Source organism: Pedobacter terrae (genome assembly GCF_036946585.1).
GTDB lineage: Bacteria > Bacteroidota > Bacteroidia > Sphingobacteriales > Sphingobacteriaceae > Pedobacter > Pedobacter terrae_C.
On record NZ_JAQIIV010000007.1, the window covers coordinates 62,145 to 86,597 of the forward strand.

27 protein-coding genes and 2 pseudogenes are annotated in these 24,453 nt (G+C 38.1%); 23 read left to right on the forward strand and 6 right to left on the reverse strand.

Going from position 1 to position 24,453, the window contains the following annotated elements:
• Positions 1 to 30: 30 nt before the first annotated feature.
• Together PGN18_RS11880 and PGN18_RS11885 are read right to left on the reverse strand one after the other, a co-directional pair.
• Positions 31 to 1,116 (reverse strand): glycoside hydrolase family 18 protein, encoded by a 1,086-nt coding sequence (locus tag PGN18_RS11880; protein WP_335319716.1) that lies wholly within the window; start codon positions 1,114 to 1,116, stop codon positions 31 to 33.
• A 54-nt stretch (positions 1,117 to 1,170) separates the two neighbouring features.
• The gene (locus PGN18_RS11885; RefSeq protein ID WP_335319717.1) at positions 1,171 to 2,040 is read right to left on the reverse strand and encodes a transglutaminase-like domain-containing protein; all 870 of its coding nucleotides are present in this window, start codon (positions 2,038 to 2,040) and stop codon (positions 1,171 to 1,173) included.
• 44 nt (positions 2,041 to 2,084) lie between these two features.
• On the opposite strand from PGN18_RS11885, the gene PGN18_RS11890 reads away from it, so the two are divergent.
• From PGN18_RS11890 to PGN18_RS11980, 19 genes and pseudogenes are all read left to right on the forward strand, one after another.
• On the forward strand, positions 2,085 to 2,867 hold the full coding sequence (locus PGN18_RS11890; RefSeq protein WP_335319718.1) for an O-methyltransferase: 783 nt from the start codon (positions 2,085 to 2,087) through the stop codon (positions 2,865 to 2,867).
• 6 nt (positions 2,868 to 2,873) lie between these two features.
• A complete protein-coding gene (locus PGN18_RS11895; protein WP_335319719.1) occupies positions 2,874 to 3,542 on the forward strand; it encodes a DUF1345 domain-containing protein in 669 nt (222 codons plus the stop codon).
• Positions 3,543 to 4,463: 921 nt separating this feature from the next.
• On the forward strand, positions 4,464 to 5,282 hold the full coding sequence (locus tag PGN18_RS11900; RefSeq protein WP_335319720.1) for a hypothetical protein: 819 nt from the start codon (positions 4,464 to 4,466) through the stop codon (positions 5,280 to 5,282).
• Between the two features lie 24 nt (positions 5,283 to 5,306).
• The gene (locus PGN18_RS11905; protein WP_335319721.1) at positions 5,307 to 9,053 is read left to right on the forward strand and encodes a hypothetical protein; all 3,747 of its coding nucleotides are present in this window, start codon (positions 5,307 to 5,309) and stop codon (positions 9,051 to 9,053) included.
• A gap of 51 nt (positions 9,054 to 9,104) precedes the next feature.
• Positions 9,105 to 12,539, forward strand: coding sequence for a DUF6443 domain-containing protein (locus tag PGN18_RS11910; protein WP_335319722.1), 3,435 nt, complete (start codon positions 9,105 to 9,107; stop codon positions 12,537 to 12,539).
• Between the two features lie 3 nt (positions 12,540 to 12,542).
• Entirely contained in the window at positions 12,543 to 12,986 is a 444-nt protein-coding gene (locus tag PGN18_RS11915) for a DUF4279 domain-containing protein (RefSeq protein ID WP_335319723.1), read from the forward strand.
• A 375-nt stretch (positions 12,987 to 13,361) separates the two neighbouring features.
• On the forward strand, positions 13,362 to 13,685 hold the full coding sequence (locus tag PGN18_RS11920) for a hypothetical protein (RefSeq protein ID WP_335319724.1): 324 nt from the start codon (positions 13,362 to 13,364) through the stop codon (positions 13,683 to 13,685).
• On the forward strand, positions 13,652 to 14,155 hold the full coding sequence (locus PGN18_RS11925; protein ID WP_335319725.1) for a hypothetical protein: 504 nt from the start codon (positions 13,652 to 13,654) through the stop codon (positions 14,153 to 14,155). Before PGN18_RS11920 ends, PGN18_RS11925 begins: the two co-directional genes overlap by 34 nt.
• Before the next feature lie 92 nt (positions 14,156 to 14,247).
• Positions 14,248 to 14,562 carry a hypothetical protein gene (locus PGN18_RS11930; RefSeq protein WP_335319726.1) on the forward strand — a complete coding sequence of 105 codons (315 nt, stop codon included), beginning with the start codon at positions 14,248 to 14,250 and terminating at the stop codon, positions 14,560 to 14,562.
• Positions 14,563 to 14,734: 172 nt separating this feature from the next.
• A complete protein-coding gene (locus PGN18_RS11935) occupies positions 14,735 to 14,968 on the forward strand; it encodes an RHS repeat domain-containing protein (RefSeq protein ID WP_335319833.1) in 234 nt (77 codons plus the stop codon).
• A gap of 211 nt (positions 14,969 to 15,179) precedes the next feature.
• A pseudogene (locus PGN18_RS22415) lies at positions 15,180 to 15,320 on the forward strand (RHS repeat domain-containing protein); the annotation flags it as partial.
• A gap of 216 nt (positions 15,321 to 15,536) precedes the next feature.
• Positions 15,537 to 15,971, forward strand: a complete 435-nt coding sequence (locus tag PGN18_RS11945) for a DUF4258 domain-containing protein (protein WP_335319728.1) — start codon at positions 15,537 to 15,539, stop codon at positions 15,969 to 15,971.
• A 5-nt stretch (positions 15,972 to 15,976) separates the two neighbouring features.
• Complete coding sequence (locus PGN18_RS11950) at positions 15,977 to 16,261, forward strand: hypothetical protein (protein WP_335319729.1); 285 nt, start codon at positions 15,977 to 15,979, stop codon at positions 16,259 to 16,261.
• 663 nt (positions 16,262 to 16,924) lie between these two features.
• Positions 16,925 to 17,182: a hypothetical protein gene (locus tag PGN18_RS11955; protein WP_335319730.1), complete on the forward strand. Its 258-nt coding sequence runs from the start codon at positions 16,925 to 16,927 to the stop codon at positions 17,180 to 17,182.
• A gap of 409 nt (positions 17,183 to 17,591) precedes the next feature.
• Complete coding sequence (locus tag PGN18_RS11960; protein WP_335319731.1) at positions 17,592 to 17,756, forward strand: hypothetical protein; 165 nt, start codon at positions 17,592 to 17,594, stop codon at positions 17,754 to 17,756.
• A complete protein-coding gene (locus PGN18_RS11965) occupies positions 17,695 to 17,949 on the forward strand; it encodes a hypothetical protein (protein ID WP_335319732.1) in 255 nt (84 codons plus the stop codon). Before PGN18_RS11960 ends, PGN18_RS11965 begins: the two co-directional genes overlap by 62 nt.
• Positions 17,950 to 18,006: 57 nt before the next feature.
• Entirely contained in the window at positions 18,007 to 18,141 is a 135-nt protein-coding gene (locus PGN18_RS11970; protein ID WP_335319733.1) for a hypothetical protein, read from the forward strand.
• Positions 18,141 to 18,413 (forward strand): hypothetical protein, encoded by a 273-nt coding sequence (locus PGN18_RS11975; RefSeq protein WP_335319734.1) that lies wholly within the window; start codon positions 18,141 to 18,143, stop codon positions 18,411 to 18,413. Before PGN18_RS11970 ends, PGN18_RS11975 begins: the two co-directional genes overlap by 1 nt.
• A 284-nt stretch (positions 18,414 to 18,697) precedes the next feature.
• Entirely contained in the window at positions 18,698 to 19,159 is a 462-nt protein-coding gene (locus PGN18_RS11980) for a hypothetical protein (RefSeq protein ID WP_335319735.1), read from the forward strand.
• Positions 19,160 to 19,255: 96 nt separating this feature from the next.
• Here PGN18_RS11980 and PGN18_RS11985 read toward each other — a convergent pair whose 3' ends face one another.
• The gene (locus PGN18_RS11985; protein ID WP_335319736.1) at positions 19,256 to 19,468 is read right to left on the reverse strand and encodes a hypothetical protein; all 213 of its coding nucleotides are present in this window, start codon (positions 19,466 to 19,468) and stop codon (positions 19,256 to 19,258) included.
• Between the two features lie 40 nt (positions 19,469 to 19,508).
• Between PGN18_RS11985 and PGN18_RS11990 the strand changes: the two genes are divergently transcribed.
• From PGN18_RS11990 to PGN18_RS12005, 4 genes are all read left to right on the forward strand, one after another.
• Positions 19,509 to 19,673: a hypothetical protein gene (locus tag PGN18_RS11990; protein WP_335319737.1), complete on the forward strand. Its 165-nt coding sequence runs from the start codon at positions 19,509 to 19,511 to the stop codon at positions 19,671 to 19,673.
• A 22-nt stretch (positions 19,674 to 19,695) separates the two neighbouring features.
• On the forward strand, positions 19,696 to 20,136 hold the full coding sequence (locus PGN18_RS11995) for a hypothetical protein (protein WP_335319738.1): 441 nt from the start codon (positions 19,696 to 19,698) through the stop codon (positions 20,134 to 20,136).
• A 158-nt stretch (positions 20,137 to 20,294) separates the two neighbouring features.
• The gene (locus PGN18_RS12000) at positions 20,295 to 20,975 is read left to right on the forward strand and encodes a hypothetical protein (RefSeq protein ID WP_335319739.1); all 681 of its coding nucleotides are present in this window, start codon (positions 20,295 to 20,297) and stop codon (positions 20,973 to 20,975) included.
• Positions 20,976 to 21,428: 453 nt separating this feature from the next.
• On the forward strand, positions 21,429 to 21,599 hold the full coding sequence (locus tag PGN18_RS12005; protein WP_335319740.1) for a hypothetical protein: 171 nt from the start codon (positions 21,429 to 21,431) through the stop codon (positions 21,597 to 21,599).
• 226 nt (positions 21,600 to 21,825) lie between these two features.
• Here the strand turns inward: PGN18_RS12005 and PGN18_RS12010 are convergent, their stop codons facing one another.
• From PGN18_RS12010 to PGN18_RS12020, 3 genes and pseudogenes are all read right to left on the reverse strand, one after another.
• Positions 21,826 to 22,956, reverse strand: coding sequence for a BamA/TamA family outer membrane protein (locus PGN18_RS12010; protein ID WP_335319741.1), 1,131 nt, complete (start codon positions 22,954 to 22,956; stop codon positions 21,826 to 21,828).
• Positions 22,957 to 23,085: 129 nt separating this feature from the next.
• Positions 23,086 to 24,207, reverse strand: a pseudogene (locus tag PGN18_RS12015) (esterase-like activity of phytase family protein); the annotation flags it as partial.
• A gap of 15 nt (positions 24,208 to 24,222) precedes the next feature.
• Positions 24,223 to 24,387, reverse strand: a complete 165-nt coding sequence (locus PGN18_RS12020) for a hypothetical protein (RefSeq protein ID WP_335319742.1) — start codon at positions 24,385 to 24,387, stop codon at positions 24,223 to 24,225.
• Between the last annotated feature and the right edge of the window lie 66 nt (positions 24,388 to 24,453).

Consider the following 24,453-nt stretch of genomic DNA (forward strand, 5'->3'; position numbering starts at 1 on the left):
AAAGCCTGATTGTAATTTAAACGAACTTGATCAATTATTCGGTAATGCTTTATAACCTTTTATCGTCCGATCAATTATATCTAAAAGGCCATCGCTATATTTATCATCAGTTAATTCCCAAAACATGATGCCATTTAATTTTTGATTAATTACATATTTGGTTTTTAAGGAAATTGATTTGGGATCATCAAAAGTAACAAAATACCTTGTTTGTGGATTGTAATAATAGGGCGCTTCGGCAGTTTTATCCCAATAGTAGGTATAGCCATTTTCGAGCGAAAATTGTTTGTCGAAATCTTTATAAGAAACGCCTCTTAAAAATTTTGTTGGCTGGTATAATCCTTGATTTGTTTCGGTAGTGTTTTCAAAAATACGGGCATAAAATGCTGCACCTAAAGCAATTTTCTGGGCAGGTACGCCTAAACCGATTAAAGCTTTTGCCGCATAATCTGCTGATAAGGTTTGTTGTGGGGTAGAATACAAGGGAGCATGGTGGCCACTTTGTGTTGCATATCCACTTACCAGGTCGTAACTCATTACGTTTACGCGGTTTACCAGTGGCATTACCTTATCCCATTCAAAGCAAGAGTCAATACAGTTTTTTGTGCCGCCTGCCGCAAAACTGATCTCGGCTTTTTTACCGAGTTTATTTCTCAGTTCTTTAATCAATAAAGTAAAGTTATGTTTGTCAGCTGGTGTATACCGGTGTCCGGGATAACCCATAACAGCCGGGTATTCCCAATCGATATCTATCCCATCGGCCTTAAAGAAATCTAAAAGTGCTTTTGTTGTTTTGGCAAATGTTTTTCGTCCTTCATTTCTGCTAAATACTTCCGAACAAGTTGCACAGGCGCTCCAGCCCCCCATAGCAATCATTACTTTTAAATCGGGGTTTCGTTTCTTCAACTCTACCATTTTCGAAATCAGTGCCGAATCTTTGGCTGATGTGATATTTAAACTGTCGCCCTTTAAGTGCCCGAAACTATAGATCAGATGACTGATCTTGTCAATCGGAAAACTATCAATAACCGAACCTTGACCTGTGTAGTAGGCAATAACATTTGGTTTAACTTTTTTTTGTGCCTGCAAACTGCCCGCGAAAAATACTAAGACCATTAAAAGACTAATTCTAGGTAGATTACCGATATTTCTAAACACAGGGTGAGGTATTTATTGGCTATTTTCTGCTAAAATATTTTGCAGTTCGTTTAATTCGGCTACTTTTTCGGTTGCTCCGGCATTTTCATAAGCCGAAATGAGGTTTCTGATTACCCGGCGGATAATATCGGTATTGCTGCAAGGTTTATAATACTCCGGCAAAGCCTCTAAGTTAAGCTGACGCAAAAATTGATCTACATCGTGTTTGCCAAAAATGTTACCCCTGTTAAAAGCATTGATATAAAATAGCACCCCATACTCGGTACCCTCCTGCCTACTATCGTCAATATAACCTAAAATAAAGTGCTGCGGTAAATTGATCCCATATACCGGCAGATCTAACTTTTGAGCCAAGGTAGAATAAATGATGGCTAAAGAAATCTGATTGCCTTTTTTGCTTTCTAATACCTGATTTAAGTAGGAGTTTTGCGGGTCGTGGTGGTTTTTAGTATTGCCACTAAAGCCATATTGCTGATATAAAACGTGGTTAATCAGTTTTACTTTCTCAACCGAACTCATTTCGTACTGCAGGCCAAGCCAGATATCTCTTTTGATCTCTTCAATTTGGTTAATTACCTTTTGTTCGTCTAAATCAGGATATTGATAGCGGTTGATGATCAAAGCGCCCTGCAGTAAATCAAAAGCGCCGCTTAAATACCAAAGATTTAGATCTTCTTTAACAGTTTTGAACTGGATTTGATGGACAATGTTTTCAATGCGTTCCTGCAGGAGTCCATCGAAAGATTGTTCCCAGGCATTTTCCAGGTAATGGATAACCTCACCACCATATTCAAGCAGTTTTTTCTCCACATGCTGGTACACTTCCTGGTCAGGATCGTCCAATAATTTAACTAAAGCACTTATCTCTGCGATATTTTCCATAAAACATACATACGTTTGCGGTGTTTAATTACTTTTGCAATATTATGCTATTTCAATTTATTACAGATTATCTTAAACACCGTTTAACAGCTAAGAGCCGGCACGGAACGCATTCGCCATTTGTGTATAAGCTCGCTGATGAGGTAATTTACGATTTTAACGAGAAATCTGAATATAAAAATATAGAGGAGCAGCGAAAAAAACTTTTTAATGACGATTCTATCATCACTGTTACCGACCTGGGTGCGGGCTCACATCTGAATAAAAACAGAACCAAGAAAGTCAGTCAAATTGCCAAGAACGCTTTAAAAAGCCCAAGATTAGCCAAGCTTATCTATCGGCTTGCTAGAAATACCAGAGCTAAAAGTGCGATCGAATTAGGTACTTGTTTAGGCATCACAACTGCTTATTTAGCAAAAACAGATGCCAAAACCAAGGTGATTACGATAGAAGGCTGTCCACAAACGGCAGCGGTGGCCAAGAAAAACTTCCAGGACCTGGATTTGGAAAATATCGAACTACATGTGGGTAATTTTGATTTAATTTTACCTGATATTATTGCCCGACAGCCAAGCCTTGATTTTGTTTACATTGACGGAAACCACCGTAAAGACGCTACCCTGAATTATTTTAAATGGTGCCTACCAAAAGTAACCGAAAATTCACTGCTGATTTTTGACGATATTTATTGGAGCGAAGGCATGAAAGAGGCCTGGACCGAAATTAAAAACCACCCTGATGTTACCGTGACCATCGATTTGTTTTGGATAGGTTTGGTTTACTTTAAAAAGGGGCAGGCCAAAGAGCATTTTAAACTTAAGTTTTAATCATCCATGCGAGAACCAAAACTGGCAGGTATTCAAAAACGATCAGCGTTATTTGTTTTGCTGATCAGCCTTTTCTCTGGCATTGCAGCCTACCTGCTTTCGTTGCTCTGTAAAATGGATACCCTTACCCATATCATGTTCGGGTGGGATATTTTTTGCCTCGTGCTCAATTCTCTGCATTGGTACATGTTTTTTCATACCTCTGCTGCCGAAACGCATTTAAAAGCCAAAATGCAGGATGAAACCCGTGGCGAAATTTTTGCCATTGTTGTGGTTTCTACCTTTGCCGGTTTACTTGCTGTAGTTTTACTGCTTATTAATAAAGATATCGAGCCGCTTGATCTCGTTATCGCTATACTGGGTATGTTTTTATCCTGGTTTTTGGTGCATACTACTTTTACGATGCGTTATGCCCATTTGTATTATGGCGATAACAATAAAGGAGCATCTGAAAAGGGCGGTTCGGGATTGGAGTTCCCAGGAAATGATGAACCTGATTTTATCGATTTTGCCTACTTTTCTTTTGTGTTGGGCATGACTTTTCAGGTTTCTGATGTCGAAATCTCAGATAGAGAAATCAGGCGACTTTCCCTTTTACATAGTCTGATTGCTTTTATATTCAATACCGTAATTGTAGCACTGACGATTAATGCGCTGGCGGGTTTAAGCAAATAATTCTTTTTGAAGGACTTACGGAGTTTGATTTGGTCTTGGCAGATTCTTTAGTAGATAGCAGTTTTTTGGAAATGAAGGGTTCGGTTCCTTTGGCGGTCTTTAGTCACGCTCTTCGTTACTTCCGGTGAAAAATGGAACCATTTCGATCGCCCGCCTGCAGCAGGCATCGGCTTAGTTAGAGCGGTTAATGGCCTCTGGGTACATGCCGGAAGCAGGCTATATTTAAAATGGTAATCTTCGATCGATTTTCATCCGGGCAATCGCTAGGATTTTAGGTTCATCATCCATTTTAAATGATCTGTTTTTATATACTACGAAAATTTCGTCACTCAAAAGGCCAGAATATCACTCGAAATTGCACGTTCGTCAAAAAGATTTTACTTTTTCACTTCGATATAATATATTAGTCGAAACTTAATAAACGATCTCATGCTAAATGACAATTATAAGCCCTTAAGTGGCTTTTCAGCATTATTCTTACCCAAGAATTTCTCTAAAAACTCTGACTATATGAATATTCAAAGCAATTCATATAAGTTGGGGGGTAAGTAATTACCCTACTCTTTACCAGGTAATGACCAGAATTTATTAGCGTAGCATTAAAAAAATCAATCTCTATTCTTTTGAACTTATAAGAAGGTAGGGTGAAACCTTTTTGGATGCTAAAATATGATCAGCACTTTATGGTATCTGCATTTGCTGGGTATACATGAGTAGTCTTCGGTGTTTGCAGGCCATATATCAAAATCCTTTACATCCATTATAAGAAGTTACCTTCCGCGAAATAGTAAATGTAATACTATAAAATCGAAGAACTTACCCGCTATATAATTAAGCGCAAATAGTTGCACAGCAATATAAGCAGCTTAAACAATTGCAAGACGCTAATAAAAAAGCCAGAAAACTAAAACAAAAAATAAAATGATGAAATCGCTCTACAACTTTTTAAAGCGTAAACAGAAACACCTTGTATTAATCTCTTTACTGCTGTTTGGAAGCTATATCTCCTATGCTCAAAATGTTTTTCCGGATACCGGAAAGGTAGGGATTGGAACGGTATCACCCCGCTCCCGCCTGGAAGTGAAAGAATGGATTCCGGCACTGAGTATTTCATCTGGTAAATACACCGAAATCATGGCCGATAATGAAGTGATTGGCAGTATAAATTTTTATAAGCATTATGGGATAGCTTATGCCGCAGCCATCAAACTTTTACACGCGGGAGGCCCGACCGAATATGGACAGGCCCACCTGGCATTTTACACCAGTAATGAGTGGAACCCATTTAATGCTATCCCCAATGAACAAATGCGGATTGCTTCAAATGGCGATGTAATGATCGGAACAACAAATTCCAATGGCTATAAATTTTCGGTAAATGGCAACATCAGGGCAAAGGAAATTAAAGTAGAAACCACCAACTGGCCAGATTACGTTTTTAAAGCAGGTTATCATTTTCCCAATTTGGATGAAACTGAAAATTATATCAATACACATAAACATCTGCCAGGTGTACCTGCAGCTGCAATTGTTGAAAAAGAAGGTATTTCTTTAGGTGAAATGAATAAGGTGTTACTGAAGAAGATTGAGGAGTTGACTTTACATCTGATTGACCAGCATAAATCCATTAAGCAACAACAGGACCAGCTCCAGAGTCAAAATCGTACCATCCAGGATTTAAGACAGGAAATGGATCACCTGAAATCTACAAAAAATAGTATTAAACAGAAGAAAAAATAAGTTAAACTAAAAATCTGAATGCTCATGAAAATCAAACAACTATTTCTTTTAGTTGTACTTTTATTGGTGCACCATTTTGCAAATGCACAGTCACAAGCTAAAGTACCGGTATCGCCAGAGGCGGCCGCCCTCACGAAGATGGTCAACTACCCGGTTAATTTTAATACGGGGATACCAGATATTTCTGTCCCCTTATACAATGTTCAGGCAGGTAATCTCAGTTTGCCCATTAAGCTAAGCTACCATGCAGGTGGTTTCAAAATCCACGAACGCGCCACCCGCTCTGGCATGGGCTGGTCGCTCAGTTCTGATATACAAATTACAAGAAGTGTAAATGGTATGGATGATCTGGATCAGTTTGGCTATATCCATAACAGCAAAATAAAAGTATATAGGGTGGGTGAGGAATATTACCGTTATCCCATTAATATAGGGAATGGCCTGGACTGTCATAAAATTGCTATAGGTGAACTGGATGGCATGCCAGATAAGTTTAACTATAAGTTACTGAACAAATCTGGTTCTTTTTATTTTCGTAAAGATGGATCTGGCGAAGGTTATACGATCGTTCCCGTTCCGTTTGATAATATTAGAGTTATTTTTTCGGACGGAGAATTTACCATTGTGGATAATGATGGTACAAGTTATTATTTCGGCAGTAAAGGTGCAATGCATGTAGATGACAGGGCTGCTAAAGGAATAGAATTTACGAACAATGTTAAAACAACATTTAAATGCGTTAAAATAGAAAATGCCAATAAAACAGAAACGATCAATTTTACTTACGAGACCAAAAGTCCATTAGTATTCAACATTAGTAACCAGTCTATACAATACCTTACCACAGATAATTTGTGCAATCTTAATCCTTTTTATAGAGCCGATCAAATTACATCAACATATAGCTCCTTTGAAAGCCTGACATCAGCCTATCCCATGTTTAGGCTGTCTTCACCCAAGTACATCGAAAATATGTCTAACGGGCAGTCTGTTTTTCATTTTCCATACCTCAACTCCTCTAACCAGGTGTTGGAAAAAACCTATCCCCTGCAAATGCCCAATTTTAAAACCACAGTGGTTTATGGGGTAGCACTTTCCAGAATTGATTTTCGTACAGGTGCGGTCGAATTTAATGGCGCTGAGCAATTAAATTCTATTAAGATAAAAGATCATAATAACCAGCAAATTAAAGGGTTCGATTTTTTCCAGTCGGTGGTAACCAATGGGAATTCTGCAGATTACAATAGCAATAACATCAACCTTTTTTCTACAAATTACCTCGATTCTGTAAAATGTTCAGGGATAACTAACGCTGCTGTAGAAACCTATAAATTTGTATACGGAAACAAATATGCTTTTGGCACGCAGTTACAAGGTAAGTATGCCTGGGGTTATCCTAATATACTGACGCAGGCGATCTCTAACAGCAACGGATTTACAGCAATACCCGAAACTAAAATCAGCCAAATGTACTTTCGTACAGCAGATGATGCCTGCCATGGTTATGGTACCAACGCCACATTTACCTTTGGCACAGCTAATAGTCTTCACATGAATAGTGAAATGGTTGATGAAGTACCCCTTAATGCAGGGATGCTCCGAAGATTGATCTATCCCACAGGAGGTTATGTGGATTTTGAATTTGAATCCAATGCAGCGCGTCAATCTGTTGGTGGACAAACAGATTTATATGCGATGACGGGTGGATTACGGATCAAAACCATTAGTTACGGGGATGGTAAAAGCTGGGAACCCAAAAGTTATAAGTATTATCGTTATGGAGAAACCGAAGATGGAACCGGCTTGCTCATGAATACCCCTTACCGGGAATATGATGTAATTAACAGAACCTTCAAACCTTATAAATATAGTCAGAAAATCGCTTACATCAGGGGGCCCGGTACCACAAATATGGGAATTGCCGGAAATCCTATACCTAGTAATTGCAGTAGTAAACAGTGCCTGAGTATTCCCTTTGTAGAAACCAGAACCAGTTATGTACCTGCATCCAGTGTAGATTACAGTTATCCTAATGGTGCGCCTATTTATTACACGAAGGTTACAGAATACAATAGTGACCTGGGGCAACTTACCGGCAAAAAAGTTTATAATTATTATGCTCCTGATGCCTTTCAACCTTATAGTTTCTCCAGTAATCAGGGGTACATAGAAGGTACAAATGTTTCCATATTACACAGTGATGGCTTAATGGGGGTAGAACGTTCAATAGAAGACTATGCTTTTAACCGTGTAAACGGAAACTTTAAACTGGTGCATAGTAAAGAATTTACTTATAGTAAATATAGTAAGCAAGACCAGATTCGCGTCATTTTTGTTTATCCTGCTATAGAGTACGCTTTCTTAGATCGTCCGACGAGCCTTTCAGATGATGCCTTATATGACCAGAACTCCACATTTTCTTCCGGAGAGTTGGGTAGCCCGTTTTATGCCGGTGAATATGGCATACAGGTAGGCAAGTTATTATTGACTTCAGAGACAGAAAAATGGTTCAAAGATAACGACATCTCTGAAAAATATACCAGTTATGCCTATCAGAATGATCTCTATCCGCAAGTAAGTAAAATTATTACCGCTGGTGTAAACGGGAAGAGAACCAGTAAAACTTTTAAATATGCTTATGATTATCCGGGAGTGGCCGTATATGATGCCATGAAAAACCGGAACATGACCAGCCAGGTAATTGAAGAGATTAATGCCACAGTTTCCGATAACGACGAGGAGAGTGAAAGCAGCCGGTCCAGAACTGAATATGCCCTATGGCATGCTAATTTTCATATCCTGCCCGCTGCAGTATTAAAATCGGTTAACGGCACAGCCCTGAAAACAGAAATCACTTTTGATCTGTATGGGGACCATGAAAATGTATGGCAATTAACAGAGAAAGGCTGGTTATTTAAAACCTATTTATGGGGATACAACGATTTATATCCAGTAATTGAGGTAAAGGGTGCCAACTATTATGATGTTACAGCAGCATTCGCTTACAACTCCGTTGATTATAATAATGATGCGCAAATCAAATCCACAGGAAATACGATCAGTAATGCTTTACCGAACAGTATGGTGAGCACTTTTGCCTATTCGCCCATGATTGGTGTAACCCGCATGACCAGTGCCGACGGTAATTCAAAATTTTTCCGTTATGATGATTATGGACGTTTATTTACAGTAAAGGATGATCAGGGTAATATTCTGAAAAAGCATGATTATGCACTGGCACCCACATCCAGCATCGCCGGCTCTCTTTTCACGGTGAATAATCCGATGATGCTGACCTACAATTATGTGCACAATGGAGATAATCTTCGCAGAATGGCGAATGCTTATTTGACTGCAGGAATTTACTTTAACCCTTCGTCTTCACTAGGTGCCAATAATTTTGCGGAATCAAATCTTAATTCCAATTGGAGTAATAACCTATTAGTCGCCGATAATCCCGGTCCGGAAGCTAGTGTGAAAATCCGTATGAATACCTGGCCCTCCAATGCCCAGGTACCTGGAACGGTTTACCTGGATCTGATTCAGGATAATTCGATTGTCGTGAGTAAACGCATTCCGTATAATACCCCAACTTCTAATCTGGAAGATCTGTATATAGCTCCCGGGCAATATAAGGTGGGTATCCGTTTTGCTCAGAACTATAATGGCAGTTTATCAAGGCTGATGCTGGATAGCCAGGTGATTAAAAGTGGTGATGTAATTACACTACAACCAGGCAGTGAACATACCGTTATTTTATTTAACGACTAATTGCATCCGATAAATCAGATAACTATTAACGCCAATAAGAATTAACGTAATATGAAATCAATATATCAATATTACCTGGTTTTCGCCCTGGTCTTCTTTATTCATAACGCCTTTGCACAGGTGCATAAAGAAGTATCCGTTTATAACTGCGAAAGTGAAATCAGTGCGCCTTTGAGTGTAATCTTAAAAGATGGCTTCCATGCCACAGGTTGTACTTTGCGCGTTTTTACCACGGGAGCCAGCTTTGTCAATTGCCAGCCGCTTAGTGTTAATCCCAGTATCGGTCAGAATTTTATCCGTACCTCTATTTTTAGAAAACCGGGTGTGAATGACCAGAATTTAGGGAATACCCGCGATGTTTGCATCGAAAACCAAAATATCCAGTATTTTGACGGATTAGGCCGGATGGTACAAAACATCCAGGTGCAAGGGAGTCCGGCATTAAAGGATATTGTCCAACCTACAGAATATGATGCTTTCGGACGTGAATCTACCAAGTATGATCCTTATACTGTTGAAGGCGGTCAGGGTAGCTTTCGTACAGATCCGCTGACAGAACAGCTGAATTTTTATAATGGTAATGTCGCAGGTGTAAAAAGCAACGAAGCACCTTTCAGCAAAACCATTTTCGAAGCCAGTCCGCTTAACCGAACCATTGAACAGGGTTTCCCGGGAGTACCCTGGCAGCCTGCCGCCGCCAATTTGCAGGGGGCAGGGCATACCGTCCGTACCGATTATGCCGCCAACGTTGCCAATGAGGTGTTGCTTTGGAGGGTCATCACCTACGGAGCACAGGCCAGCTACTACCCAGCTGGTAAATTGCAAAAGACCATCATTCGTGATGAGAACAACACCAATCTCAGCGATAAAACAGGTACGGTGGAAGAGTTCAAGGATTTTGACGGGCATATCGTTTTGAAGCGCATTTGGGAAAGCAATACCAAAAGCCTATCTACTTATTATGTATATGATGATCTGGGCAATACCCGTTACGTACTGCCACCTGCGGTGAATGAACACACTGATAAATTACCGGCTGCCATCAATTATTTTGATGAAAGCCAGGATGTTTTTAAGGAGTTTATTTACGCCTATCATTATGATGCCCTTAACCGGCTGAAAGAGAAAAAGGTACCAGGTAAGGGATGGGAACTAACCGTGTATAATAAGCTGGATCAACCTGTGATGGTGCAGGATGCGGTGCAAAGGGGAAAAAGCCCGCAGGAATGGACATTTACCAAATACGATCGCTTCGGGAGGGTAGTCATCACCGGGCGTTATGTGGATGATCAGCACAATGGTGAAGCCAATACCAATTACCAGCAATACTTTCAGGGGCTTGCAGATGCCATTACCCCTTATGAAAGAAGAGACAATGACAATGCCACAACCGGTTATACCAATGATGCCATCCCACAGGGTAGCATCGGGGAGTTTTATACCTTAAATTATTATGATGATTATGACTTCCCGGGCAATACCTTTGGGCAGCCGGGTAATGGCCAGATGCCCAAAACACGAACCCGAGGTTTTGCTACAGGATCTAAAGTCAAGGTGTTGGGTACATCACAAATGTTGCTCACCGTTAATTATTACGATGCAGAAGGTCGCATAGTACAAAGCAAAAGTGAGAACCACCTGAATGGTAAAGATGTGATTGATAATGTGTGGAATTTTGATGGCAGCCTGCAAGCCAGTACCCGGACCAACATCGTGAAGGCGACACCAACGGCCAATCCTTTAAATACCACCATTGCCACCCGGCATGAATATGACCATGTAGGACGTAAACTCGCTACTTTCGAAAACATCAATGATAGAGGAGAGATCATCCTTAGTCACCTGGAATATAACGAGTTGGGGCAATTGAGTAGTAAAAAACTACATAATGAGCTGCAAACCACCAGTTTTGCCTATAACGAGCGGGGCTGGTTAAAAAATAGCTATTCCGATCAGTTTAGTATAAAACTGGATTATGAGAATGGTACAGACCAGGGCTTTAACGGAAATATCACCAAGCAATATTGGGACTGGTCGAATAATTTAAATCCCATAGCCAATACCTTCAATTACGGTTATGATCCCTTGAACCGTCTGGTTAGCGCAGTGAAAACTGCAGGAACCTCCATGAGCGAAAGCCTGACTTATGACGTAATGGGCAATATCAAGAGTTTAAACCGTGATAATAGTGGGCAAAAAAATTATACTTATCTTAACGTTAATGCCAGCAACCGGCTACAAAGTGTGAGTGGCCTTACGGTACAAAACTATGAGTATGATGCTAATGGCAATGCGACTATAGACGGCAATAAAGGTATTCAGCTCACTTATAATTACCTCAATTTGCCCAAAACAGCTATCAAAGGTACGACCGTTAATCTGGCTTATACTTATGATGCAGAAGGCAACAAGTTGTCTAAAAACGACAACGGAACCATCAGAAATTATATTGATGGCATTGAATATAATCCGGATGCCACTATAGATTTGATCCATACCGAAGAGGGCGTGGCGCAGAACAATGGTGGTACCTATAGCTATCATTATAATTTATCAGATCATTTAGGAAATGTGCGTTATACTTTTGATATTTATAACGGCGTTTTGCGGATGCTGCAGCGTGATGACTATTATGCTTTCGGGTTAAGGAAATCAATTCCGAATAATAGCGGAGCAATTTCTTTAAACAATAAATACCTGTATAATGGTAAGGAGTTGCAGGATGGTTTGGAGCAGTATGATTACGGAGCCAGGTTTTATGATCCTGTGATAGGGAGATGGAATGTTGTTGATCCGTTGGCGGAGGACTACGCTGATGTTTCTCCGTATAACTACGGATTGAATAATCCTATTTTTAATATTGATCCAGATGGCAGGGGAACAACGGGCTTCTTCAATGATTACCAATTTGACCGTAACGGTAAATTACAAATGGTTATAATTAATGATTTGCCAGATAGATTCTATCAAATGAATGGTAGTGGTGGACTTGACGAGTTGCAATATAATCAGCTAACTACTAATATGAAAATTCAGTATGGAATTAAGAGTGCTGAGCTGGGCACGAATTTGGGGACCGTTACGATTTCCACTAAATCTAACAATAACATGTCAGTCTTGCCACCAATGACGCTACAAACTATGACTCCAGAAGTACGGCAAGCTTTTAGGAGTGATTTTGAAGGCGTCCTAAGTAGATTTACACCATTAGGAAGAGCTATCGCACTTGTGAATAGTTTACTTGAAATAACTAATAAACCCTTAAAGTTCGAAACACCTATCGGGAAAGTTAGTAGAGTGTCTGCAGGGGAAATAAAAAAGTTAAAAGATAAAGGTTTTGATCCTCATTCAGAGAAACCGAAACAAGGGGGGCCAGGAGAAAAAATTGATCTTTGGAAAGATAGTATAGGTAATTTGTTCTTCAGGGCAGAAAAAGGATCAAATTATGAACCGTTGTATGAAAATATTCATCAGATATTAAAATAAAATATGAGTTCAATAAATAAAAAAGATGAGTACGGGTGTACATTTTTTGTAGATACACTTGAGGATAATCCTCAAATAATTACAGATAAATTAGGACTGAAAGCTACGGAAATCATCCTTAAAGGAAGTAATTGGTTGAGTCCAATAACAAAAAGAGTAGTTGAGGGAAAATACAATGAGGCTAACCTTTGGATATATAAAATAGAAAAAGAGTATTCAGGTACAGGTATTTATCTAAATAATGCTCTTGAGAAAATGCTAGACATTATGGATAGCCAAAAAGACCTTTTAGTTGGTTTACTATCTAAATACCCTAAACATCACATTCTTTGCTATGCATATTTTTATGATCCTAATCCTTATTTTAAGTTAGATAAGGAATTAATTAGAAGGCTCAATATCTATAAAATAGATATTGAGTTTGACATATATTGCTTAGCCCGATAAAAAAGTATCATCTTTCCATAGTCTTGAGCCGAATTATTGGTCACGCGGAGACTACGGATTGATTAATTTAAAGATCATGTGCAGGGGGGGATGATTATTCAAAGCTTATTATTTTTAAGTTACATCTATCTGTCCGTAGTCTTGAGAATGTGGAATTGGCGAAGGAGACTACGGGTTATTAATATGTGCGTTCGGGATACGGAAATCAATTCTACATAAAAGCGTAGCGATTTCTCCATAGAATAAATACCTGTATAATGGAAAGGAACTGCAGTATGGATTGGAACAGTATGATTATTCGCCCGTCTGTTAATTTTTAAGTGTTGCTCATGAACTCCGCTACGCTTCGGTTATGGTGCGAGATTTTATGATCCGGTGATAGGTAGGTGGAATAGTGTAGATCCCGCGTCAGATTATTATCCCGAAATAACACCTTATTCATATGCTTTAAATGATCCGATAGGATTTAATGATAATGATGGTGAAATGCCTGGGCCAGTGGGAGCGATAATTGGAATATTTTCAGATTACATAACACAAGTTGGAGCAAATTATTTTATTGATAATAAAGATTTTAAGACTTCTCTAACAGACATCAGCTATTGGTCTTTAGGAGTTGCTGGTGCATCAGGCTTCGTTTCAGGTGGTATAAGCTCATTAACAAAATGGTCTCAAGTAGCATTGGGAAAAAGGCTTTAACTAAAACAATTGATATTGGCGTCGATGTCTTAGTGAGTACACTAGAAAGCGCTGTTACAAATAAGGCCGAAACAGGTGAATTTGACATTTGGAAATCATTTACCGGCGGCTTATTAGAAGCAACTATTTCTGGTGTTTTGCCTCTTAAATATGTAGATAAGCTTGAGAAGAAATTAGCTAAAAAAATGAAAATAAGTGCGACTAGAATGAATAGATATAAGAGCCGTATGATTACAGATGGAAATAGAAGTCGAAGTACCCAATCAAGGAATAGAAGGCTATTTGATAAAAATAAAGCTAATAATGAGAATTATACTAAAGCCTTTATAGGAGTTAAGACTGTAAATGATGCCTATAAGTCCTTAGGGGCAGAAGTCCTACAATCTATAGACCTTTACAAAATCACTCCCTCTAGGAAAAGGGCTACTATTGAAGTTGGACAAGTTGATGCTGGGGAAATAATTAAATAAGCTATATGAAAATTTGGAGTAAGAATCAGAAAATATTGATTTTAATATCAATTCTAATATGTTTGTACAACTGTTTTTTCTATATTCAAGATATGAAATTGGAAGAAACTAAGAATCTTATTACATTAAAAATAATTAAACAAGGGTGTAGAAGTTCTCAAGGTAGTTCCTCTGTTCATGTTATGTTTAATAAGAAAGTTTATTATATTAGATTAGCAAACGAAGAATGTTTAAAATATCCAATTGGAACAACAATCTCACTAATTTATGATAATACATTTGATTATCTTTACAAGCCTGATGGACTTAAGCGTAACAAATATAGAGTTTTATTTTCATCTGCTTTTCTTTTGCTTTCAATTATACCATGGAATAGATTAATCTCTACTTTCTCTAAAGATGAATGATGTAGATATTGCGAAATCCATTTATCTGTGGTCTTGAGTCCTATAATTAGGCTATTGACTGGTAATGATCGATAATTATTCATCATTTGTTTATTTTTTTGTTGCGTTGTTTAAACTGGCCCATATCTCCGTAGTCTTGAGTCAGAGGGCATAAAGAGACTACGGATTATTAATATATGCTTTCGGGTTAAGGAAATCGATTCCGAATAATAGCGGAGCAATTTCTTTAAACAATAAATACCTGTATAATGGTAAGGAATTACAGGATGGTTTAGAACAGTATGATTACGGAGCCAGGTTCTACGATCCGGTTATTGGTAGGTGGAGCAGTGTGGATCCAGCAGCTGAATACTATCCTGAAATAATACCTTATTGTTATATAGTTAACGATCCCATCTGTCTTTAGGCTTGAGCCTGAGGATTGGGTATAGCGAGACTACGGATTATGGATATATGCTTTCAGGCTAATGAAATCGGTTCCGAATAATATCGGAACTGTTCTTTTATATAATAACACCTGTATAATGATAAGGAAGTTCAGGATGTCTGGAATAGTATGATTATTCGCCAGTATGTTAATTTGGAAGCTGTGTTCATGAACTCAGCTACGCTTCGGTTACGTGTTAAGGTTCTATGATCCGGTGATAGGGAGATGGAATTCAATCGATCCACTTTCAGAAAAAATGCGGAGGCATTCTCCCTATAATTATGGCTTTAATAACCCGATCAGATTTGTTGATCCGGATGGAATGGAGCCTATTGCAGGTGCAACAGAGCTGATTGCATGGGCGAGGATGCGGGTAGCGATGCAGGATGGTGAAGATCGGTTGAAAAGAATGTCAGGGTAGGAGACACAGGAAGAGCAGGATGATCCAACAATAAAAAAAGGTCGTACTATTGTTAATAATCCTGGAGTTATAATTCGGAAAGATTCTGTAACTCCATTACAACCAGGAAGTATTGAGACAGTTCAAATGTTGAATTATTGGTTGGGCTTTCTTGATTATACTCCTATAGGGAAGTTTACTTCCTTTTTGAGGGATGTAACGTCAGAAAATACAGAAGATGCAGTAACGGCCTCATTGATGATGCAAAGTTATGTTGCTAGTGGAAAGTTGAATGCCGCTAAGACGAGCACTTCGTTAGTAAAGACAGGTACACAGTGGAGTAAACATTCTTTGCAGAGATTAGCTGAAAGAGGTGTTACTAAGGATATGGCTGAAATGGCTATAAGAAAGGGACAGAAATTTTATGACCCACTCAATAAGTCTATCAATTATGTTTTACCTAAAGGTTATGCAAGTGGTAAAAGTCTATTGGTTGGAACGAATCCATTTACAGGAGAAGTTACTACTGTAATAAGAAGTAGTAAGAATTTAATCAACAAAAGGTTTATACCAATAAAATAATTGTCATGAAATCGAATATTGAATTGATACAGTTGCTTCAAACCGTTTTAGAAGGAGAACACCGAGTTAAGCAGATGCTTATTAAGAAGTTTCAAGAAGAAGTTTGGAATGATGAAAGTATTCAGGATGAAACTTTAAATGAAATATTATCAGAACTTGCTTATGATTTAGATTTTTATGAGTCTAATGAAGAATGGCGAAAAGAAAGCCTAAGTTATTATGGCGATGATAGATTGGAAGAAGTAATAAAAACTGCTATACAAAAATTACAAAACCTAAGCCCAATTTAATTGGGCTTAGGTTTTTTTTAAATATTTTGACCATATATCCGTAGTCTTGAGAATGAGGATTAGGCGTAAAGAGACTACGGATTAATTAATCTAACGTGAATTCGGATTAAGCAGCTAGTGTTAGCTGGCTTGAGTTATCAAATTGGATATTTAGTGATGGCTTTGAGTATGTAAAATAAACTGTGTCAATGCATTGATTCCTTAGGAATAGTGCCTTGCTCATTTTAATGCAAATCTAATATCCCCGTCTGTCCGTAGTCTTGAGCCTGAGAATTGAGCGGAAGAAGACTACGGATTAATCTGTGAAGAGGGAACTCGATCGTCCTACTATCAGAAAAAATGCGGAAGCATTCACCTTATAATTATGGCTTTAATAATCCAATTAGATTTGTCGATCCAGATGGAATGTAACCGATTGCAGGTGCAACAGAACTGATTGCCTGGGCTCGGATGCGGGTAGCGATGCAAGATGGTGACGACCGGTTGAAAAGAATGGCTGGAAAGGAAACACAGAAATAGTAGGATGGCCCTCCAAAAAGAAAAATTCCTGAGCAAAAAGAAAAAAAGAGAACTAGCTCTACGCGAAGCATAATTGAATGCTTATTTACATAAAGGCAATCAGCAACAAGTAATTAATCAAATTCTTAAGATTTACTGATTTAGATGAAGCAATTTAAAATAAAATTTCCTAGTGGTTATGAGATCGCAGATTTTTTCAATGACAATATTGATCTACATGTAATTTTACCAGATAATAGAATTTTTTTTGCAACAGCTTTTACGATTATAAATGTTCAGTACCTTATTGAAAAAGAGCAAGATGTTTACTTTTGGTTGACTGATATGTTTATTGTTAAGGATTTAAAAAAAATAACTATTAAAAGATCTGTAGAAAAAATTATAGCTGACGGTTTTTTTTGAATTGATTTTTTCAGAAATAGGGTATTCAAAGACTGTTTATTCAAATGATTTAGATTATGATGCGATAGTCGATGAAAGTGATATGATGTAAAATCTTTTTCAAAAACTAGGTCTTTGAGAGGATGAATGTGGCAGACCTGCTAGTAGAAAAATACGATCCCAATCTTTCAATAGTATTGAGCCTTGAGAATTGAGCGTAACGATACTACGGACTATTATCTGCTTTCGGGTTATACGAATCGGCTCTTAATAATAGCGGAGCTGTTTCTTTACAGAATAAATATCTTTATAATGGAAAGGGATTGCAGGATGGTTTAGAACAGTATGATTATTCGCCCGTCTGTTAATTTTTAAGTGGTGCTCATGAACTCGGCTACACTTCGGTTACGATGCAAGGTTTTACGATCCGGTGATAGGGAGATGGAATGTTGTTGATCCGTTGGCGGAGGGCTACGATGATGTTTCTCCGTACAACTACGGATTGAATAATCCTATTTTTAATATCGATCCAGATGGCAGAGGAACAATGGGCTTCTTCAATGACCATAAACGGCAAAAAATTCCAGAGACCTAGTCCTTATGATCCTAATAGCGCCTCGATTCCAATAGTAGCACCAACATTAGGGCCAGGTCTTGGTCTTGTTTTGCCAGAAAAATTAATTCCAGGCACTAGAAATGTAATAATGGCCGCTAATATTATTGGATTCGCGATAGAATCAGTTAATCAGTTTGCAAAAGGTTCAAAAAATAGCCAGCATGCAAATTAAAAGGCTAAAGAAGCAGCAAAAGCAAAATATGAAAAAGCGAAAGCAGAATATGAAGCGATGAAATCAAAGCCAAATAAAACTCCAGAAGATAAAAAAGATCTTGAAAAGTTGAAGAAAAACAAGGAAAGGGAGCGACAGAAGGCAGAATTTGCGGGAGAAAATCATAGTAGAAATGCAAAAGGAAATCGATAATGAAAAAATATACATTTATTTTTGAATATAAAAAAGGCACTTATGTCAAACAAGTAGTTTCTTCTGATATACAAAATGCAAAAATTGAATGGTTTAATTCTCTTAAAGCTGATGAAGTTTTTGGAATGACTGACGATTTAAGAAATATATTTAGAAAACAGCTGGATAATGATAGCCCAACGTTAATTGATGGGATGGATAACGTATGGTGTATGTTTTTCAAAATTGGGAGAGATCGTTGTTTAATCAATATTGTTGAAAGTAGCGTTTAAATTAATGGAAATGCCAGTATGTCACTGCTTTAAATATATACCATTTATAATGGAAAAGAGTTGCAGGATGGTATGGAACAGTATGATTATTCACCTGTCTGTTAATTTTTAAGTGGTGTTCATGAACTCAGCTACGCTTCGGTTACCGTGCAAGGTTTTATGATCCGGTGATTAGCTAGTGAGAATAATGTGGATCCATTGACGGAGCTTACGATAATGCTTCGCCCCATAACTACAGGATTAAATAATCCTAGTTTTTAATATTGATACATATTGCCTTAAATATGAATGAAAAAAATATAATGATAAAATCCTGGTTACTCAAAGTAATTGACGACGGTTCTTGGGAAAAATATAATGATTTACATATTGATCAAATAGATAATGCATTTGAAAAGAAAGCTCATTGGTTTGAAGGTGGATTAAAATGTTATGAATATGCTGTCTTCATAATTAAAGAACTTGAGCTTCCTTACACGATAGAATTGGCTTTTTCTTTGAAATCAAAGAAGATAGTAAAAAACTACATTATAAAAGATATTGAATCTTTAAAGAGAGAATTTGATAGTAGCCCTCCATCTTTATATGTTTTTCATGACGAATGGGCAAATTTGGAAGAAATCAAAAAGAAAGGCACAAAGCTAGAAGACTTTATGAATTGTAATAAAATTTTGGGAAATTGGTATTATTACCAACTTTTTGATGAAAGGGATAGAGAGATTAGGAGAGTATTGTACTTAATATGATCAAAATCCATAATGATCGTAGTGCTCATCTTTATTCTTAAAGTCTCGCTAAGACCAAAATGTAGTTGCATAACAAGCCCAACACTTTAAAAAATGTTAGGCTTTGTTATTTCTGCAGGAGTTCGAGTTTAATGAGCCTGGCTTTAATAGCGTCATAAGTCCTGGAGTGGAGTCTGGCAAGTTCTGTAATCTTGAGCCATTGCCAAAGCGTTCTGTCAGCAGGTTATCTTCTTCTTCACTCCAGGCCAAAACCTGGTTACCTTTTTCGGCTAGGGCTTCGAGTTGGTTAATGGCGAATAATAATGCCATGATGATTTCGAATTGCTTAATCTATAGGGATAAGTTCAACATGCAGCTGAAATATCAGGACGGTACGATTCCGCAATGGAATGGAAATATTGTGAATCAACAATGGGGTGCAGCGAATAACTGGGCTAATGTATTTACTTATATTATAGTTACGATAAACTCAACCGTTTATTATCTGCCAATAGACGCAGGAAGAGCAGGATGATCCGCCAAAGAAGAAAAAGCCGATGAGTGGCGTAGATGCCACTAAGCAAGTATTAGATCGTATTTGTTTTTTTAGACTATTTGCAGGCCAAGCTGTCATGGGAGCTGGTAGAGCACTTGATGCTTATGACGAGGAAGGAATAAACGGATACATAAACGTAAGCATTGGTAATACCCATCGTGAAATCGGAATGAAATTTTCGAATGGGCAATATATAAACCCCTGGGAAAATACTAGGATGTCTCTTGCTAACTTATTTAAATTTACGAAGAGAGGGACAAGTGATTTAGAACTTGTGGGTAAGGCTGCAGATAAAGCTGAAGCTGCCATTGGAGGTACTGGCAGATTTGCAGGGACGGCGAAACATACTTATGCTAACAACCTACTGAATCGTTATCAAAGAATTTATGGAGATAGGGGTCTTAATTTTAATCAATACTTCAATAATAATTTCACGTTATGAAATGGAAATAGAGGTTTCTTAGACATAATTAATCAAAAGACAAAGGACTATGTACGACTTTAAATTTGGTAATGCGAATATGAGTAACAGTCAATATCAAAAATATTCAAATAACTTTCCAGGATATTCAATAGAAATAGTAAGGCCAAAAAAATAAAATGATAATAGATAATAATTTAAAAAATAAAGTGACCGAAGATTGGAAGAAGGCCTTCCCTCAATTAGCCTTATTTGCAAAAGATAAATTTTATAAAGTGTTAGGTCCCTTAGTCATAGGTATAGAACTAATAAAGTTACCAAGAATGGCGGATTACAGACCATATTTTGTTATCTACGCTTTATTCGGAAATAGCATGGGTAAAGATATAAGAGCTTGTTTATCTGGGCCGATTTTATTAGAGCCTTATTTAAATAAAAAAGGTGGTCAGTATGATGTCTCGTTCGAAAAACATACCGTATTGTTTAAAGATATGATCGAAAGTGCCTATAACCAGACACCTTTATCATTCAGTAATAATAATTCATTGAACAGTTTGTTACTGGTTTTCGATAAGTATTCCAAACAGCCTCCACTGATTGCGGCGCCAAAATCTTATCTTCAGGCAAGCCTCTATGAGATGAGATTAAAAATAGCACTATATGTTAGCACTCAAGAAGCAGAAAGTATATTAAAAAAAATAAAAGGGATAAATTGGGATATAAATCACTTTGAAGCTTGTGGCGTCGACTTTAATAAATGGCTTCAAAGCCTACAGGATGTGATTAAAGAAAGAGATCTGTTTTTAGAAATCATAGAACAAAATAAGAAGAAAAAAAATTGTGAAGCTTCCTTATTCTGAACTGATTTTATAAATTATTGTTCTATATCTTAGCTTAAGCAAATCTTGAACTTCTATTTTAACCGCATTTGTTTGATCTGTCCGTAACCCATCTGTCCGTAGTCTTGAGCCTGAGGATTGGGCGTAATGTGACTACGGATTATTAATATATGCGGTCGGGTTACGGAAATCGATTCCGAATAATATCGGAACTGTTTTTTATATAATAACACCTGTATAATGATAGGAAGTTCAGGATGGTCTGGAACAGTATGATTATTCGCCAGTATGTTAATTTGGAAGCTGTGCTCATGAACTCAGCTATGCTTCGGTTACCCTGCAAGGTTTTACGATCCGGTAATTAGCTAGTGAGGATAATGTGGATCTATTGACGGAGCTTACGATAATGCTTCGCCCCATAACTGCGGGATTAAATAATCCTGGTTTTTATTATTGATACATATTGCCTCAAATATGAATGAAAAAAATATAATGATAAAATCCTGGTTACTCGAAGTAATTGACGACGGTTCTTGGGAAAAATATAATGATTTACATATTGATCAAATAGATAACGCATTTGAAAAGAAAGCGCCAAGGACCAGAAGCCGTTCATTTTCAAATAAAAAACAAATTGAACGTTAGAAAATGATCAGTTCAACTCTTTTGGAGGCTTCAGTTTCGTAAGTTTGGGATGAAACTTTAAGTCGTGTTAATTATAAGTTTTTCCTTACTGTCGGGTGTTTCCGCGGCAACAGATTATCAGCATTAAATTTTGTTTAAAAGATCCTTCGACTCCGTTCAGGTTGATAAAACGAGTGAATGATCGCATGCAATCCAACATCCCTTTTCCATTTACATCATCTATCCGCTAAAACGCTTCCGCTAAACTGATGTAAAATCCCGCCTGGCGTTTCTCGATTGGTAATTTTTCGCCAATACCATAATCAAGGCGTACACTTAAACCTTTTGCAGGATCGAAAAAGTAACGACCACCAAGACCGTAATTAGGCTTTAGTCCATCGGCATTAAACTGACCATTGCTAAATACCTTACCCGTGCCTGCAAAAGCTACTATACCAAAACGATTCATAAAACGGTAGCGGATTTCAGCCTGGGCTGCCATTAAATTCTCATCGCGGTAGCGGCCGCTATAATAACCCCGCATCATTTGGTCGTTTCCTAATTGTTGCAACAAATAAAATGGCGTGCTTTTACTTTGTACGGTATAATAAATGCCCTGAACACCCAAAACCAATTTTGGGGCTATGCTAAAGAAACCGCGAAGATCGATTTTGACTTGTGAGCCGTTGAAATTATCCCCACCAAAAAGATCTGGTGCATATTGATAGGTCGCCCTTCCGAAAAAACCTTTGGTAGGATAGTTATTGCTGTTGCGGGTATCATAACTTTGCGATGCCCCGATCCAGGCCACAGAACCGCCATCTCTATCTAAAATTTGCGGGTTAGTGGAATAAATACCGCCCGGCTGCCTGTCTATAAAATGATAACTCTCAAAACCTAAGGAAACACCTGTATAAGTCTTTGGCAAAGTATTCATTTCAGCATCGAAAAGGGTTTTAAAAATCCTTTGATCTAATTTGTTTTCATCTGATTTTGTAGTGTAGTTGCCGATACCATAAAAATTGAAAGGCTGGTTTTTGAAGCGGATATCTCCAATAAAATGGTATTTGTTCCCTTTTGTCCACATATCGCCCTTTAGCATAAAGTTTGCTGTTTTTTTAGTAGAGTAGGTGGTGTTCAGTGCGAAATTGGAACTGCGGTTCAATGTATCCTTACGGTCAATATAAAAGGAATAAATAGCGCCAACGCCAAATTCGAACCCGGTTTCCTGACTATATCCAAAAGCCGGTAAAGGTAAAAAGCTGGCTTTGCGTGTAGTATCTTTTTCGTTGGAGAGCATCTTCCTGATCAGTTTCATTTGTGCAAAGGAATTGCCTGAAACAAGCGCAAGTAAGATAACCAGATAATATTTTTTCATCGGCGCAAATTACTCATTTTATTCACTTGATAGGCTGATTTTGTTCCTGAATGTAGAAAACCAATACCCTGGCTATAAAAAAAAGGAGCGGTTTTCCGTTCCGCTCCTTTACTTCTTAATTTATTGTATTTACAGGTTTACTTTAATAAAATAAAGCCTGTTCCGGTCTACAGATTTTGTAGCAGGTAAAATCTTCTGCGCAAATCCACTGGTGCCATTATCTACTACGCCAAAATCATCATCATTGGAAATTACCAGGATGTTTCCTGTCAGTAATGCCAGCCCTTCTGCTTTATCGTGAGGATAGGAGCCTGGTAAATCTTTAATCAGATCCAATGCCTGCGATTTGCTTACCGGCACAATTCCGGCATCACTCAAACCTTGTGCGTTTAATAATTGCTCAACGGTTTTTCCTCCGTAAAGTTTTCCGTTTTCGCCATTTGCCACATCTGAAATATCTGTGGCTTTGCTAATGTCAATTTTGAATACTTTTTTAAAGGGGGTAGTGGTGTTACCGGGATCTATACCATAGTTGCCATCGCGCTCAAGGGTTAAAAAGGTAGTGCTGTTTATGGCTACAATTTCGCTTACGCCGGTTAAGGAAGCACTTTCCATGAGGTAGGCAAATTGTTTGGTATCCCCGGTAGCAATATCAAAAGTTAGGATTCTGATCACCGTTGAACCGGAAACCGCAGATTTTGAAGGATTATACATTGGCGATTGCATAATGCCTACTAGGGTTTTGCCATCGGGCGTAATGGTTAAGCCTTCCATGCCCCGGTTGGCTCGTCTTTTAGCAAAAACGGTTGGGATTTTACGGCCGCCAGTACCGCTTCCGAAGGGATTGATTCTTTCGAGGGTTTTTCCGTTGGCATCAAAGTGTACCAGGTGAGGGCCATATTCATCACTTACCCAGTAAGAACCGTCTGCCGCTCTAACTAATCCTTCCGAATCAATTCCATCGGCACTCGGACTAATGGCATTGCCATTTAAATCAAAAGGGGTTTCTCCGGTAGCACCCATGCCAGTAGGATTGGGTATTCCATTTAATTTGGTTCCTGATGCATTTTTCAGTTCTATGGTTTGTTCGAGATATAGTTTGCCGTCCTTGAGTCTGAACCTGCCAATCTGCGGCGCAAAATCTGGTTTGCCGATAATAATGGAGTTTGATGCCTGTCCAGCTACGTTGGCACCGCGATCAGTAAGCATATAAAATACATTTGGATCTGTGGGATCAGCAGCTAAGGCCGAACCAAATCCTCCGTTCTATACATTTACGCCACTGGCTGTAGTAAAAAGTATAGCCGGCGAATTGACTTCTGCCATGTTAGGATAATTAACTGTAGCGGAAATTTCCTCTCCTTTGTTTTTTTTACAGGAAATGGCAGCAACCGCATATAATGCGGTTATAAAAAGTAATTTTTTATTCATTTTATTGGATTGGATGCGCGAAATTAGATGGAGCATGTTAATCCAGTATTAAATGAGGATAAAGAA

What these genes read in the sequence shown, in the direction of transcription:
- PGN18_RS11880 (WP_335319716.1), bottom strand. Translation starts at nt 1,116, where the DNA reads ATGGTCTTAGTATTTTTCGCGGGCAGTTTGCAGGCACAAAAAAAAGTT.
- PGN18_RS11885 (WP_335319717.1), bottom strand. Translation starts at nt 2,040, where the DNA reads ATGGAAAATATCGCAGAGATAAGTGCTTTAGTTAAATTATTGGACGAT.
- PGN18_RS11890 (WP_335319718.1), top strand. Translation starts at nt 2,085, where the DNA reads ATGCTATTTCAATTTATTACAGATTATCTTAAACACCGTTTAACAGCT.
- PGN18_RS11895 (WP_335319719.1), top strand. Translation starts at nt 2,874, where the DNA reads ATGCGAGAACCAAAACTGGCAGGTATTCAAAAACGATCAGCGTTATTT.
- PGN18_RS11900 (WP_335319720.1), top strand. Translation starts at nt 4,464, where the DNA reads ATGATGAAATCGCTCTACAACTTTTTAAAGCGTAAACAGAAACACCTT.
- PGN18_RS11905 (WP_335319721.1), top strand. Translation starts at nt 5,307, where the DNA reads ATGAAAATCAAACAACTATTTCTTTTAGTTGTACTTTTATTGGTGCAC.
- PGN18_RS11910 (WP_335319722.1), top strand. Translation starts at nt 9,105, where the DNA reads ATGAAATCAATATATCAATATTACCTGGTTTTCGCCCTGGTCTTCTTT.
- PGN18_RS11915 (WP_335319723.1), top strand. Translation starts at nt 12,543, where the DNA reads ATGAGTTCAATAAATAAAAAAGATGAGTACGGGTGTACATTTTTTGTA.
- PGN18_RS11925 (WP_335319725.1), top strand. Translation starts at nt 13,652, where the DNA reads ATGGTCTCAAGTAGCATTGGGAAAAAGGCTTTAACTAAAACAATTGAT.
- PGN18_RS11930 (WP_335319726.1), top strand. Translation starts at nt 14,248, where the DNA reads ATGAAATTGGAAGAAACTAAGAATCTTATTACATTAAAAATAATTAAA.
- PGN18_RS11945 (WP_335319728.1), top strand. Translation starts at nt 15,537, where the DNA reads ATGTTGAATTATTGGTTGGGCTTTCTTGATTATACTCCTATAGGGAAG.
- PGN18_RS11950 (WP_335319729.1), top strand. Translation starts at nt 15,977, where the DNA reads ATGAAATCGAATATTGAATTGATACAGTTGCTTCAAACCGTTTTAGAA.
- PGN18_RS11955 (WP_335319730.1), top strand. Translation starts at nt 16,925, where the DNA reads ATGAAGCAATTTAAAATAAAATTTCCTAGTGGTTATGAGATCGCAGAT.
- PGN18_RS11965 (WP_335319732.1), top strand. Translation starts at nt 17,695, where the DNA reads ATGGCAGAGGAACAATGGGCTTCTTCAATGACCATAAACGGCAAAAAA.
- PGN18_RS11970 (WP_335319733.1), top strand. Translation starts at nt 18,007, where the DNA reads ATGAAATCAAAGCCAAATAAAACTCCAGAAGATAAAAAAGATCTTGAA.
- PGN18_RS11975 (WP_335319734.1), top strand. Translation starts at nt 18,141, where the DNA reads ATGAAAAAATATACATTTATTTTTGAATATAAAAAAGGCACTTATGTC.
- PGN18_RS11980 (WP_335319735.1), top strand. Translation starts at nt 18,698, where the DNA reads ATGAATGAAAAAAATATAATGATAAAATCCTGGTTACTCAAAGTAATT.
- PGN18_RS11985 (WP_335319736.1), bottom strand. Translation starts at nt 19,468, where the DNA reads ATGGCATTATTATTCGCCATTAACCAACTCGAAGCCCTAGCCGAAAAA.
- PGN18_RS11990 (WP_335319737.1), top strand. Translation starts at nt 19,509, where the DNA reads ATGCAGCTGAAATATCAGGACGGTACGATTCCGCAATGGAATGGAAAT.
- PGN18_RS11995 (WP_335319738.1), top strand. Translation starts at nt 19,696, where the DNA reads ATGAGTGGCGTAGATGCCACTAAGCAAGTATTAGATCGTATTTGTTTT.
- PGN18_RS12000 (WP_335319739.1), top strand. Translation starts at nt 20,295, where the DNA reads ATGATAATAGATAATAATTTAAAAAATAAAGTGACCGAAGATTGGAAG.
- PGN18_RS12005 (WP_335319740.1), top strand. Translation starts at nt 21,429, where the DNA reads ATGAATGAAAAAAATATAATGATAAAATCCTGGTTACTCGAAGTAATT.
- PGN18_RS12010 (WP_335319741.1), bottom strand. Translation starts at nt 22,956, where the DNA reads ATGAAAAAATATTATCTGGTTATCTTACTTGCGCTTGTTTCAGGCAAT.
- PGN18_RS12020 (WP_335319742.1), bottom strand. Translation starts at nt 24,387, where the DNA reads ATGAATAAAAAATTACTTTTTATAACCGCATTATATGCGGTTGCTGCC.